The sequence below is a fragment of the Burkholderia sp. D-99 genome, assembly GCF_011605345.1.
Lineage (GTDB): Bacteria > Pseudomonadota > Gammaproteobacteria > Burkholderiales > Burkholderiaceae > Burkholderia.
Genome location: NZ_JAAOXM010000005.1, coordinates 1 through 12,461, shown reverse-complemented (window position 1 = coordinate 12,461; position 12,461 = coordinate 1). Strand labels below are relative to the sequence as shown.

The window sequence follows — 12,461 nt, the reverse complement described above, 5'->3', positions numbered from 1 at the left end:
GCTTCCTCCAGTGTCAGCGCGGTGCCATGCGCAACGCGCCATCGAGACGGATGACTTCGCCGTTCAGCATCGTGTTCTCGGCGATGTGGCGCACCAGCGCCGCAAATTCTTCCGGGCGGCCGAGCCGCGGCGGGAACGGCACGCTCTTGCCGAGCGCGTCCTGCACGTCCTGCGGCATGCCGGCCATCATCGGCGTCGCGAAGATGCCCGGCGCGACCGTCACCACGCGAATGCCGAACCGCGCGAGCTCGCGCGCGATCGGCAGCGTCATGCCCACCACGCCGCTCTTCGACGCCGCATACGCGGCCTGCCCGATCTGCCCGTCGAACGCCGCGACCGACGCGGTGTTGACGATCACGCCGCGCTCGCCTTCCGCATTGGCATCCTGCTTCGACATCGCTTCGGCGGCCAGCCGGATCATGTTGAACGTGCCGACCAGATTGATCGACACCGCGCGCGCGAAACGGTCGAGCGAATGCGGACCGTCGCGGCCCACCACCTTCTCGCCCGGCGCGACGCCCGCGCAGTTGACGAGCGCGTCGATGCGGCCGAACGCGTCACGCGCGGCGGCGACGGCCGCCTGGCCGTCGGCTTCGCTCGTCACGTCGGTCTTCACGAAGCGCGCCGCCGCACCGAGTTCATGCGCGAGGCCCGCGCCGGCCTCTTCGTTGACGTCCAGCAGCACGGCCTTGCCGCCTTCCGCGACCACCATGCGCGCCACCGCGGCGCCGAGGCCCGAACCGGCGCCCGTGATCAGAAAAACACGATCCTTGATATCCATTCGCAGTCCGTACAGGTTGTGTTCAGGGTTGAGCGACCTTCTCGGCTTCCATCTTGCGCAACACGAAGCGCTGGATCTTGCCGCTCGGGGTTTTCGGCAGCGCGTCGACGAAGTCGATCGCGCGAGGATAGGCGTGAGCGGACAGCCGCCGCTTCACGTGCAGGCTCAGTTCCTCGGCCAGCGCCGGCGTGCCGTCGTAGTCTTTCGACAGCACGACGAACGCCTTGACGATCTCCGTGCGCTCCGCGTCGGGCACGCCGATGACGGCGGCCTCGCTCACGGCCGGATGCTCGATCAGCGCGCTTTCCACGTCGAACGGGCCGATCCGGTAGCCGGACGACGTGATCACGTCGTCCGCGCGGCCGATGAAGCTCACGGTGCCGTCCGGCTCCAGCTCGACGTTGTCGCCGGTCCGGTAATAGCCGCCCGCGATCGCCGGCGTGTCCTGCTGCCAGTAGCCGTGGAACCACAGCAGCGGCGAGCGAGCGATGTCGATCGCGAGGTTGCCGGGCTCGCCGGGGCCGAGTTCGCGGCTCGCTTCGTCGAGCACCGCGACGCGGTAGCCGGGCATCGCGAAGCCGGCCGAACCGGCGTGGACAGTATGCGCGAGACCGTGGTGATTGTTCACGACCATCCCGAGTTCGGTCTGGCCGTAGTGATCGTAGATCGGCGCGCCGAGCGCCGCGTCGAACCAGCGCACGACTTCCGGATTCAGCGGTTCACCTGCGCTGCTGACCACGCGCAGCTTGCCCTTCAGCCGCGCCGCCGCTTCCGTCCCGGCCGCCATCAGCATCCGGAATGCAGTCGGCGAGCCGGCGAGGCTCGTGATCCCGAGCCGTTCGATCACGTCGTAGGTGCTGTCGACCGTGAAGCTGCCTTCGTAGAGCGTGGTCGCGTGGCCGAGCACCAGCGGGCCCGTGATCGCGTAATAGAGCCCGTATGCCCAGCCCGGATCGGCGATGTTCCAGAACCGGTCGCCCGCACGCAGATCGACCGCCTCGCGCATGTACGCGCCGAACGCGAGCAGCGCGCGCAGCGGCACCGGTACGCCCTTCGGCAAACCCGTCGTGCCCGACGTCGACATCATCATGAACAGGTCCGAACCCTTGCGCAGCACCGGTTCGAACGTATCGGGCTGCGCATCGAGCGCCGCACGGAAATCGATGTCGCGTTCCGGCAGCGTCTCGCCCGGCGCGCGCACCGTCGCAACGGGCGGGCAATCGGCGATCTCGTCGAGCTTCGCGCGATTCGCGACGTTGGTCACGACCAGGCGCGCGTCGCTCATGCGCAGCCGGTGCTCGATCGCCTTCGGGCCGAACGCGGTGAACAGCGGCTGGTAGACGGCGCCCGCGCGCCACGTGCCGAGGATCGTCGCGACGAGTTCGGGCGTGCGCGGCAACAGGCCCGCCACCACGTCGCCCGGCTTCACGCCCTGCGCGACCAGCAGGTTCGCGACGCGCGCCGACAGCGCCTTCATCTGCGCAAACGTGTAGCTGCGGTGCTGGCCGCCGGCGTCGATCCAGTCGAGCGCGATCGCGTCCGCGGATGCGTGCCGGTCGCAGCATTCCACGCACGCGTTCAGGCCGCGCTCCAGGTCGCCGTGCAGTTGCTGCGCGGCGGTCTCGATACTGAATCGGGCCACGGCGTCGGCGTAGGCCGGCACCACCCGGGCGGTAGCTCCATCAGGCATGCGTGTCTCCTGTGCGTTATGGCCGCCGGCGAGCCAGGGGCGCGACGGGGATAGTTCGATAGTAGACAGCCCGCACATTGCAATCAATGACAAACGGAATCTAGAATCGTGATCGCTTTTGCCATGTCGGGAGGATGCAGGAAAATGGGGCCGCAGATGATTTCGCCGGATTTCGTCGACGACGCGCTCGCGTGCCTGCGCCGGCAAGGCCTTCCAACGGCGCCCGTGCTGCGCGCCGCCGGCCTGCCGGCCGCCGTGCGCGAGCCCGTCACGCCGCAGCAGTACGGCAGGCTGTGGCTCGCGATCGCCGGCACCCTCGACGACGAATTCTTCGGGCTCGCCGCGCGCCCGATGCGGCGCGGCAGCTTCACGCTGCTGTGCCATGCGGTGCTGCACGCCGGCACGCTCGACAAGGCGCTGCGGCGCGCGCTGCAGTTCCTGCGCGTGGTGCTGGACGAGCCGCACGGCGAGCTCGTCGTGGCCGACGGACAGGCGCAGATCGTGCTGACGCAGACGGGCGCGCCCTACCCGGCGTTCGCGTACCGGACGTTCTGGCTGATCCTCCTGGGCGTCGCATGCTGGCTGATCGGCCGGCGCATCCCGCTGCAGCGCATCGACTTCGCGTGCCCGAGCCCCGACCAGCGCAGCGACTACCACCAGTTCTTCGGCGTGCCCGTGCATTTCGACCGGCCCGACAGCCGGCTCGCGTTCAACGCCGCCTACCTCGCGCTGCCGACGATCCGCTCCGAGCAGGCGCTGAAGACCTTCCTGCGCGGCGCGCCCGGCAACCTGCTCGTCCGCTACCGGCACGACACGGGCTGGGTCGCGAAAACGCGCGCGCAGTTGAAGACACTGCCGGCCGCCGAGTGGCCCGACTTCGATACGCTGGCCGTGCGCCTCGGCACGACGCCCGCGACGCTGCGGCGGCGTCTGCGCAGCGAAGGGCAAAGCTTCGCGGCCATCAAGGACGAACTGCGCGGCGCGCTGGCCCAGTCGCTGCTGCGCGGGCACGCGCTCAGCGTCGCGGAGATCGCGGTCGAGCTCGGCTTCACCGAGCCGAGCGCGTTTCATCGCGCGTTCCGGAAATGGACGGGCACGAGCCCCGGCGCATTCCGGCGGGACGTGCACGCGGCGGCGGTGGAGCCGGCGGGGGCAAGCGGATGATGCGGCGAGCGGTCGTCAACAGGTGTGCACGGCCGACACGGAAACACTCACGCGACGCTGATACGATGCGATCTGCCGACTGCCGTTCGATATCGATGAACGACAGCAACCACCCGACCCACCACGACCGCTCCCGCTCCGATGCAAGCAATCGTCTTCTCCGACACAGAACTGGCCGACCTGCGCGCGCACGGCATCGTGCTGTTTGCCGACCGCGTGATCTTCGACGCTCAGCCGCCGATGCCCGCCGACCAGATCGCGGCCGTGCAGGCACGCTGTCACGGCGACCTTCCTCCCGCGCTGCTCGAGCTGTGGCGCACGACGGCCGGCGGCAGACTCGACTACGACCTCACACTGGAGATGAACGGACACATCGAAGCCATCAGTTGGGGGGAGCTGTTCTACAACGGCAGCAACGGCTACCGCGACCTGGAAGGCTGGATCGACCACGAACTCGAACTGGCCGAGGAAGCCGCCGAGGAGAATTCACGCCCCTGGAGCGGCAAGCTCGACGTATTGCCGTTCGGCGGATTCGAATATTGCGACCGCATCTACATCGTGACGCAACCCGACGCAAAAGATCGCGGCCACGTGCTCGCGTGGAAACAGGGGCTGCCGCCCGCGTGGCGCGGCGCGATGCACGAGGACGGCCTCGCGACAGTCGGGCCGGACCTGTACGCGGCATTCGGCGCACTGCAGCTCAATGCAGATCCGCTGGAACCCTGCGACAGTGGAACCGGCATGACGTTGCTTGAGTATGTCGATGAGCGCCGCGCCGAACATGGCCTGTCGGAGCCGCTGGCAGACAAGCTGATCGCGTTCTATCGCCGGGCCATGATCGACTGGCGCACACCGCTCGCCGACGGCACGCTCGCCGCCCGGCCAGCGCTCGCGCGCCAGGCGTTGCGAGACGCGATCGACCACGACGACACGGCACTCACCATGCAACTGGCGCCGCTCGTCGCGAATCTCGGCACGGCGCTCGCCGGCAGCTCGATCCCGACCGACTACGCGCTGCGGCGCAAGAAGTTTGCCGCCGCCACCGCGTTGCTCGAATCCGGCGCGCCGGTCGCACCGGATTCGCTGGAGTCCGCATCCGGCAACGTGCCGGTCGCGCTGATGCGCGCACTGCTCGACGCCGGCGTACGACCCGATGCCGACGCGATGGCACGCTGTGTCGCCGGCGGCGGCGCCGACAGCGCGCGCCTCATCGGCGCGGCACTGGCGGCACAAGGCGTTGATGCGGCCGCCGCCTACCGTACGGCGAGTGCAACGCTGCTGCGCAAGTTCACTGCCGACATCGCCGAGGTCCGCAAGGGCAAACTGAACCACTACCTCGGCCTCGAAGGACTCGAAGCCCACGCCGAACGCCTGCGGACATTCGCGCTGTAACGTGGCGCGGACTCACCGGGAAACCCCGTCAACGCTCGCGGCAACACCCGGCAGCGGCCGCGAGAACAGCTTGCAACCCGCGTAGTAGACGAGCGACGTCAGCGAGAGACCAACGATCCACGACACGTCCGCGCCGCCGAGCCGGCTCGCCAGTTCGCCCGTATACAGATCGGTCGCCATGAACGGCGCCTGCGCGACGATGCCGATGAAATACGAACCGACGGCGATCGTATTGAAGCGTCCGTAGATGCCGCCGTCCTGCCGGAAGAACGAATCGACGTCGTACTCGCCATGACAGACGAGGTAGTAGTCGACGAGGTTGATCGCGGTCCACGGCACGAGCACGTACAGCAGCAGCAGGATGAAGTTCGTGTAGCCGGCGAGGAAATTGTCCTGCCCGAACAGCGCGATCGCGAGCGCAATGGCGCACAGGACGATCGCGGTGATCGCCCGCGCACGCGCCTTGCCCGACCACGATGGAAAGAGCGTCTGCAGCACCGTGATGGCCGACAGCGCGCCGCAATACAGCTCCATCGCATTACTGGCCGCGATGCCGAACGACAGCACGACGATCACGAGTACGCTGATCCCTTGCGTGAGTCCCGTGAGGCCCCCCACCACATTGCCGTCGGGCGTCGCAAGGCCAACCAGGCAGCCGAGCAGCATCGGGAAGAACGAGCCGAGCACGCAGCCCCAGTAACTCGACCAGAACGCCGTGCGCGGCCCGGTATCGGGCGGCAGGTAGCGCGAATAGTCCGACACGTAAGGCGCATAGGCGATCTGCCACAGCGCGGCGACCGACATCGCACCCAGGAAGCCGGACAGGTTCAGCGAATGCTTCGAGAACGTATCGGCGGGCAATCCATGCACGAAAATGATCCACACGAACGCCAGCACGAGTACGCTGCCCGAGCACCAGCTCAGCAGTCGCGCATACGCGTGGATCAGCTTGTAGCCATAGATCGATCCGAGCAGGCTGATCAGGCCGATCACCACGACGCCCGCATCGAGCGGAATTCCGACGCCCAGGCTGTGCAGCGCCTGCCCGCCGAACACGCAGTTCGACGCGAAGAAGCCGACATACATCACGACGACCAGCGCGACCACGAGCAGCGCGCCGAACGACCCGAACTGCCCGCGGGTCTGGATCATCTGCGGCACGCCGAGCTGCGGCCCCTGCGCGGAATGCAGCGCCATGAAGACCGCGCCGATCAGGCTGCCGACGAGCGTGGCGAGCGCCGCCCACCAGAACGGCTGCTTGAACACCGTGGTCGCGAGCGATCCGGTGACGATCGTCAGCATCATGATGTTCGACCCGAACCAGATCGTGAACAGATCCTTCGCGCTGCCGTGCCGCTCGTTCAGCGGAATCGGCTGGATGGTGCTTTCCTCGAGATGAGCAATGGACTCGCCCTGACTCATTTCGTCTCCTTGTTCATGTTGTGGTGTTCGCGGGTTCGGAGGCTGAGCGGTGAATCGGAATGCCTGGCCCACGCGAAGCGTGCGCTCCGCAATGAGCCATCTATTTATTTGCATTCCTCATCAATCGGCAGTCGACAACACATCGCTTTATAGGACCGCCGTCTGCGACACCCAATCCTCAACGTGTCAGGTAGCGGCTCCGGTGGCTGTACGAATCCGGCCTACCTCCGAAGCGGAACCCTTGGTTCGGTGCGCTCCCGCCCGTCTGTCGCCGGACGAAAGCGCGTCGCTCAACGGTCAGCAGTCGATCCCGAGCACTTCACGCGCGGTGGCATCCACGGCCTTGCGCATCGTGTCGACCAGTTCATCGATTTGCGTGTGATCGATCACCAGCGGCGGCGCAACGATGAGGCGGCCATTCGTCGAACGCACGATCGCGCCGAGTTCGAACCCGACCGTCCGGCTGTGCCAGGTCAGGTCTGCCTCGTTCGCAAAGCGTTCGCGCGTCGCCTTGTTCTTCGCGAACTGGATCGCGCCGACCGCGCCCACGCCCTGGATCTCGCCGACGAGCGGATGGCCGTCGAATGCATCGCGCAGCGCCTTCTGCAGGTACGGCCCTGTGTCGGTCTTCGTCCGCTCGACGAGGCCTTCGCGCTCGAGCACGTCGAGGTTGGCCAGCGCGACGGCGGCCGCGACCGGGTGCCCGGAATAGGTCAGCCCGTGCGCGTAGACGCCGCCCTTGTCGACCAGCGCATCGCCGACGCGCCGGCTCATGATCAGCCCGCCCATCGGCACGTAGCCCGAGGTCAGCCCCTTGGCCATGCAGATCAGGTCAGGTTCGAAGCCGAAGTGGCGGTGCGCGAACCACTCGCCGGTACGGCCGAAACCGCCGATCACTTCGTCCGCGCAGAGCAGCACGTCGTATTGACGGCAGATGCGCTCGATTTCCTGCCAGTAGCCGTCCGGCGGAAAGATCATCCCGCCCGCTCCCTGGAACGGCTCCGCGACGAACGCGGCGACGCGGTCCGCACCGATCTCGAGGATCTTGCGCTCGAGCGACAGCGCCGCCTGCTTGCCGAATGCCTCGGGGCTCAGGTCGCCGCCATTCGCGTACCAGTACGGTTCGTCCACGTGCGTGATGTTAGGAATGGGCAGGTCGCCCATTTCATGCATGAACGCCATGCCGCCCAGTGACGCGCTGCCCACCGTCGACCCGTGATAGCCGTTCACGCGGCCGATCAGCACCTTCTTCTCCGGCTTGCCCATCACGTCCCAGAACCGCCGCACGGTGCGAATCAGCACCTCATTCGATTCGGATCCCGAATTGGTATACACCACGTGACTGAAGCGATTGCCGAGCAGCGCGAACAGCCGCTCCGACAGTTCGATCACCGACGGGTGCGTGGTATGAAAGAACATGTTGTAGTAGGACAGTTCCTTCATCTGCCGCGCGGCGGCATCGATCAGCTCCGGTCGCCCATAACCGACGTTGGTGCACCAAAGCCCGGACATGCCGTCCAGGTAACGGTTGCCGTCGTTATCCCATAGATGGACACCTTCGCCGCGCACCATCACACGCGCGCCTTCCTGGTTCAGCGCCTTCTGGTCGACGAACGCATGCAGGTGATGCGCGGCGTCGCTGCGTTGATAGTCCTGCGTCGTACGATGCGGAAAGTTGGGCGCATTCATGGGCGAGTCTCCGGTTCGTTTTGTGAATGAAAAGCGTTGTCGTGGTGCGCGGCGCAGCCGCGTGCGGCCCGCCGCGTCGAATCAGTAACTGATCCAGGTTGTCTTCAGGCCCGTGTACTTGTCGATCGCATGAAGCGAAAGATCGCGGCCGAAGCCCGACTGGCGGAACCCGCCGAACGGCGTCTGCGCACTCAGCGCATCGACCGTGTTGACGGACACCGTGCCGGCCCGCAGCCGGCCCGACACACGGTGTGCGCGTGACAGGCTGCCGGTCCAGACCGACGCGGCAAGGCCATAGATCGAGTCGTTCGCGAGCCGGACGCCCTCGTCCTCGGTGTCGAATGCCATCACCGACAGCACCGGCCCGAAGATCTCCTCGCGTGCGATGGCGTCGTCGTGCTTCACGTCGATGAAGATCGTCGGTTCGATGAAGTAGCCCTTGCCGTCGACCCGCGGCGCGCCTCCGCCGATCGCGAGCGTCGCGCTATCGCGGCCGCGTGCGATCCACTCGCGCACGCGCCGATGCTGCTGCTCGTCGACGATGGCCCCCATGCCGCTCGCCGGATCGAGCGGATCGCCCGGCATGAACGCGGCGGCATGCGCAATCAGCCGGTCGACGAACGCATCGTGAATCGAACGCTGAACCAGCAGCCGCGAGTTGGCGGAACACACCTCGCCCTGATTGAAGAAAATGCCGAAGCATGCCTTGCGTGCAGCGAGGTCGAGATCGTCCGCATCGTCGAAGACCAGGTTCGGGCTCTTGCCGCCGCACTCGAGCCACACCTGCTTCATGTTCGACTGCGCGGCGTACTCGAGGAATTTCTTGCCGACGGATGTCGATCCCGTGAATGCAAGCACGTCGACGTCGGGATGCAGGCCAAGCGCGCGCCCCGCGGTCTCGCCGTAGCCCGGCACGACGTTCAGCACGCCCGGCGGCAGGCCGGCCTCGAGCGCCAGCTCCGCGAGACGCAAGGCGGACAGCGGCGATTGTTCCGCCGGCTTCAGCACGACGCTGTTGCCGGCCGCCAGCGCCGGCGCCACCTTCCACGCGACCATGTCGAGCGGGAAATTCCACGGCACCACGGCGCCGACGACGCCAAGCGGTTCGCGCGTGACGACCGCGAGGTTGCCGGGGTCGGTCGACGCGACTTCGCCATGCAGCTTGTCGACGGCTTCGCCGTACCAGCTGAACAGCCCTCCTGCGGCCGGTACGTCGATGCTGAACGCGTCGGCCACGCGCTTGCCCATGTTGAGCGAGTCGAGCAGCGCGAGCTCCGCACCGTGCGATGCGATGAGTTCGCCAAGCCGGCAAAGCACGCGCTTGCGCTCCGCCGGTGCGCAGCGCGACCAAGCGCCGGATTCGAACGCGTGACGCGCGGCACGCACCGCGTCATCGACATCCGTTGCATCGCACGACGCCACTTCCGCGATGACGGCCTCGGTAGCCGGATTGATTGCGGCAAACGTCCGGCCGCTCCGGGCCGGCACGCTGCGGCCGCCGATATGCGCAAGCGTTCTCGGCACGACTTGCGCCGCGAAACGTCTCCAGTCCGCGTGCTGATGGTTTTCTGCTGAAGTTGGGTGCATTCAAGACTCCGTTTTGACGACCAGGCGTATGTGCGTCGTTCTCCGCCTGAACTCGACCCGACGAAAGACGCCAGCGGGCACGTCCGATGCCCATGACCGCCGTGAATCGCCGCAGTCGTCCGGTTGGCAAACTGTCGGTCATCAAAAAGAGATTTGAAAGAACAGTTTTTCTTCTCATTGAAGAGGTTATTTCTATTCATCCTGCGGTCGTGCAGTGGGTTTTCCTGCCACGTCGCGATCCCGGTGCCGTTTGTTTGCGTGCGATCTCATCGGCTTTTCAGTGCGATGCGACGTGACACCCCCTGCGACACCGGGCCGGCACGACATTGCGCCCCGACTCGCCCGGCCACATACTGGTCGGCCTGTGCGAACAAGGATGCGTCGATGGTGAATGTCGATCAGGGCGCCGCTTCGATCTTCGGCGTCATCGGAACTACCGTGTCGCTGCTGGCGGCGATTCCGTACGCGCTTGCGATCTACCGGCGCACCGTTCGTCCGCATCTGTTCACATGGCTCGTGTGGTCGGTCGTCACGGCGATCGCGGCTGCCGGCCAGTTCGCCGCAGGTGCGGGGCCGTCCGCGTGGTGCACGGCGGCGATTGCCGTGACATGCTTTCTGACGCTCGTCGCCAGCATGTTTCGCGGCGAACGCGGCTGGACACGCGTCGACTGGTTTTTCCTGGTCGCGGCGCTGTCGGCCATTCCGCTGTGGATGCTGACTGACGATCCGACGATTTCGATCTGCCTGGTGACGCTGATCGAGCTTGCCGGCCTCGGCCCGACCGTCCGCAAGACGATCCGCGATCCGTGGAGCGAGAGCCTCGCGTATTTCGCGCTGTGCGTGCTCAAGTACGCACTGGCGTTGCTGGCGTTGAGCACATGGGGTGTCGCGGTCGCGTTCTATCCGGCCGTCAACATCGTTGCGTCGATCGGCATCTGCGCGGTGATGCTTGTCCGGCGTCAATCGCTGGCGAGCACGCGGTAGGCTGTACCCGTCGATGCGGTAAGTTGCTTGCTGCCATGGCTCGCCGGTATGAGCGGAACCACAAACCTTCAGAGATGATGCGAGGCCCAGAAATGAATGCAATCCGTACGATCATCGAACCCAGCGAAGCCGCGCTTCGCGCCGCGATGCTGGCCAACGATGTCGAAGCACTCGATGCGTTGCTGGACGACGATCTGGTGTTCACCGTTCCGACCGGCCAGGTCATCTCGAAGGAAGACGACCTGGCCGCGCATCGCGCGAAGCTGCTGCGTCTCGACAAGCTCGAGGTGCAGGAAACGCGTGCATGCGCGATCGGCGAGATGATCCTGACCACGACGAAGGCGATACTCGCCGGCCATTTCGACGGCACGGCGTTCGACGGCGTGTTTGCCTATACTCGGCTGTGGCGCCGATCGCGCGCCGGCTGGCGCGTCGTCGCCGGACACGCATCGCATGTCATGTAGCTGCGTCGAGCTCGCCTCCCTTCGAGTCGGCAAGCCGCGAATCCGGAGTGGTTGAGTCGATGCGGGCCGGACGATACCTCGACGAAGGTGTCGACCATGACAGGAGACGAGATGCACAAACCCTTTACCGTACGTGCTGCCCGTACTGCGGACGCGGGCGAGCTCACGCGTCTGGCTCGCATTTCGAAGGCACACTGGGGCTATCCGAAGGACTGGCTCGACTTGTGGCAGAGCGATCTCACGATTGCGCCGGAGACGATCGACGGGTCGATCGGTTACGTCGCGGAATCCGGAGAGGCAATCATCGGGTTCTGGGTCAGGGCGTCATCGGAATCGGATCGCCCGACTCCCGGATGGCTGTTCGTCCATCCCGACCACATGGGTCGGGGTGTCGCCCGTGCGCTGTGGGATGAGGTCCGCAGGGAAAGCGCCGCGAGAGGGATCAGGAGCTTTGTGATCGAATCCGATCCCAATGCGGTTCCGTTCTATCTGGCGCTCGGGGCTGAAAAAATCGGCGAAAAGGAATCGAGCACCGTCCCGGGCAGGTTCTTTCCGATCTTGCGGATCACGATCTGATTCTGATTCGTGAGGAAGAAGGAGGCGATATGGCTCACCGGGCCGCGCTGGAGAGAATCGTGGCGGCGACGGGAGTGAGGTATGTGCTGAGGTCGCCGCTCGACCTGATCACCATTGTCGTGGACAGCGGGTGGCTGGATGTTTGAATGGTGGTCTCGGCCCACGCCGGCTAGCGGTGCGCGGCCAGGCCGATCGGGCCGACCACCTTTTGCGCCATCCAGTAGATGGCAATCCTGGAGAAGCGGCACCCCGGCCCCAGCTCGAGCTGCAGCCAGGCCGCCCATCCCGATCCTCCGCGCATTTCCGTCGCCGAAATGCAAAAACCCCCGCCTTTCGGGCGGGGGTTTCTGGCTTAGGGAGCCTGACGATTACCTACTTTCACACGGGAATCCGCACTATCATCGGCGTAGAGTCGTTTCACGGTCCTGTTCGGGATGGGAAGGGGTGGGACCGACTCGCTATGGTCATCAGGCAAAGAGGGTTGTTGCGCTGCTTCGCAGCACAACCAATCTTGGAAGAAGCAGTAATTTAGGTTGTGTGTATCACACACGAGAATCCAACTTGTCGCTCTGGATCTTGCGGCCGGTGCTGTCGCACGGCGCCGATCTACAAGGCAGACTTGTTATAGGATCAAGCCTTACGGGCAATTAGTATCAGTTAGCTGAACGCATTACTGCGCTTACACACCTGACCTATCAACGTCCTGGTCTCG

At 65.7% G+C, this 12,461-nt stretch carries 11 protein-coding genes and 2 rRNA genes; 6 read left to right on the top strand and 7 right to left on the bottom strand.

Going from position 1 to position 12,461, the window contains the following annotated elements; genetic code table 11:
• Positions 1 to 13: 13 nt before the first annotated feature.
• Both HAV18_RS19835 and HAV18_RS19830 read right to left on the bottom strand, forming a co-directional pair.
• Positions 14 to 781, bottom strand: a complete 768-nt coding sequence (locus HAV18_RS19835; RefSeq protein ID WP_166958871.1) for a 3-hydroxyacyl-CoA dehydrogenase — start codon at positions 779 to 781, stop codon at positions 14 to 16.
• Positions 782 to 803: 22 nt separating this feature from the next.
• Positions 804 to 2,471, bottom strand: coding sequence for an acyl-CoA synthetase (locus tag HAV18_RS19830; RefSeq protein ID WP_166958869.1), 1,668 nt, complete (start codon positions 2,469 to 2,471; stop codon positions 804 to 806).
• A gap of 144 nt (positions 2,472 to 2,615) precedes the next feature.
• On the opposite strand from HAV18_RS19830, the gene HAV18_RS19825 reads away from it, so the two are divergent.
• A complete protein-coding gene (locus HAV18_RS19825; RefSeq protein ID WP_166958867.1) occupies positions 2,616 to 3,635 on the top strand; it encodes an AraC family transcriptional regulator in 1,020 nt (339 codons plus the stop codon).
• Between the two features lie 141 nt (positions 3,636 to 3,776).
• Complete coding sequence (locus HAV18_RS19820) at positions 3,777 to 5,027, top strand: SMI1/KNR4 family protein (protein WP_166958865.1); 1,251 nt, start codon at positions 3,777 to 3,779, stop codon at positions 5,025 to 5,027.
• A gap of 12 nt (positions 5,028 to 5,039) precedes the next feature.
• Here HAV18_RS19820 and HAV18_RS19815 read toward each other — a convergent pair whose 3' ends face one another.
• The 3 genes from HAV18_RS19815 to HAV18_RS19805 all read right to left on the bottom strand — a co-directional run bounded on the left by HAV18_RS19815 (position 5,040) and on the right by HAV18_RS19805 (position 9,725).
• A complete protein-coding gene (locus HAV18_RS19815) occupies positions 5,040 to 6,449 on the bottom strand; it encodes a cytosine permease (protein WP_166958863.1) in 1,410 nt (469 codons plus the stop codon).
• A 297-nt stretch (positions 6,450 to 6,746) separates the two neighbouring features.
• Complete coding sequence (locus tag HAV18_RS19810; RefSeq protein WP_166958861.1) at positions 6,747 to 8,138, bottom strand: aspartate aminotransferase family protein; 1,392 nt, start codon at positions 8,136 to 8,138, stop codon at positions 6,747 to 6,749.
• A gap of 81 nt (positions 8,139 to 8,219) precedes the next feature.
• A complete protein-coding gene (locus tag HAV18_RS19805; RefSeq protein WP_166958859.1) occupies positions 8,220 to 9,725 on the bottom strand; it encodes an aldehyde dehydrogenase in 1,506 nt (501 codons plus the stop codon).
• Positions 9,726 to 9,817: 92 nt separating this feature from the next.
• Here HAV18_RS19805 and HAV18_RS19800 point away from each other — a divergent pair, with 92 nt between their 5' ends.
• The 4 genes from HAV18_RS19800 to HAV18_RS19785 all read left to right on the top strand — a co-directional run bounded on the left by HAV18_RS19800 (position 9,818) and on the right by HAV18_RS19785 (position 11,749).
• On the top strand, positions 9,818 to 10,021 hold the full coding sequence (locus HAV18_RS19800; protein WP_166958857.1) for a hypothetical protein: 204 nt from the start codon (positions 9,818 to 9,820) through the stop codon (positions 10,019 to 10,021).
• An 88-nt stretch (positions 10,022 to 10,109) separates the two neighbouring features.
• Positions 10,110 to 10,709, top strand: coding sequence for a hypothetical protein (locus HAV18_RS19795; RefSeq protein WP_166958855.1), 600 nt, complete (start codon positions 10,110 to 10,112; stop codon positions 10,707 to 10,709).
• Between the two features lie 92 nt (positions 10,710 to 10,801).
• A complete protein-coding gene (locus tag HAV18_RS19790; protein ID WP_166958853.1) occupies positions 10,802 to 11,173 on the top strand; it encodes a nuclear transport factor 2 family protein in 372 nt (123 codons plus the stop codon).
• Positions 11,174 to 11,284: 111 nt separating this feature from the next.
• Positions 11,285 to 11,749, top strand: a complete 465-nt coding sequence (locus HAV18_RS19785; protein WP_208102043.1) for a GNAT family N-acetyltransferase — start codon at positions 11,285 to 11,287, stop codon at positions 11,747 to 11,749.
• Between the two features lie 359 nt (positions 11,750 to 12,108).
• Here HAV18_RS19785 and rrf read toward each other — a convergent pair.
• Together rrf and HAV18_RS19775 are read right to left on the bottom strand one after the other, a co-directional pair.
• A 5S ribosomal RNA gene (gene rrf / locus HAV18_RS19780) occupies positions 12,109 to 12,221 on the bottom strand.
• Positions 12,222 to 12,375: 154 nt separating this feature from the next.
• Positions 12,376 to 12,461: ribosomal RNA gene (locus tag HAV18_RS19775) — 23S ribosomal RNA — on the bottom strand; the annotation flags it as partial.

Bases quoted from the DNA above. Each gene is read 5' to 3' on its own strand.
- HAV18_RS19835 (WP_166958871.1), bottom strand. From the start codon at position 781: ATGGATATCAAGGATCGTGTTTTTCTGATCACGGGCGCCGGTTCGGGC.
- HAV18_RS19830 (WP_166958869.1), bottom strand. From the start codon at position 2,471: ATGCCTGATGGAGCTACCGCCCGGGTGGTGCCGGCCTACGCCGACGCC.
- HAV18_RS19825 (WP_166958867.1), top strand. From the start codon at position 2,616: ATGGGGCCGCAGATGATTTCGCCGGATTTCGTCGACGACGCGCTCGCG.
- HAV18_RS19820 (WP_166958865.1), top strand. From the start codon at position 3,777: ATGCAAGCAATCGTCTTCTCCGACACAGAACTGGCCGACCTGCGCGCG.
- HAV18_RS19815 (WP_166958863.1), bottom strand. From the start codon at position 6,449: ATGAGTCAGGGCGAGTCCATTGCTCATCTCGAGGAAAGCACCATCCAG.
- HAV18_RS19810 (WP_166958861.1), bottom strand. From the start codon at position 8,138: ATGAATGCGCCCAACTTTCCGCATCGTACGACGCAGGACTATCAACGC.
- HAV18_RS19805 (WP_166958859.1), bottom strand. From the start codon at position 9,725: ATGCACCCAACTTCAGCAGAAAACCATCAGCACGCGGACTGGAGACGT.
- HAV18_RS19800 (WP_166958857.1), top strand. From the start codon at position 9,818: ATGACCGCCGTGAATCGCCGCAGTCGTCCGGTTGGCAAACTGTCGGTC.
- HAV18_RS19795 (WP_166958855.1), top strand. From the start codon at position 10,110: ATGGTGAATGTCGATCAGGGCGCCGCTTCGATCTTCGGCGTCATCGGA.
- HAV18_RS19790 (WP_166958853.1), top strand. From the start codon at position 10,802: ATGAATGCAATCCGTACGATCATCGAACCCAGCGAAGCCGCGCTTCGC.
- HAV18_RS19785 (WP_208102043.1), top strand. From the start codon at position 11,285: ATGCACAAACCCTTTACCGTACGTGCTGCCCGTACTGCGGACGCGGGC.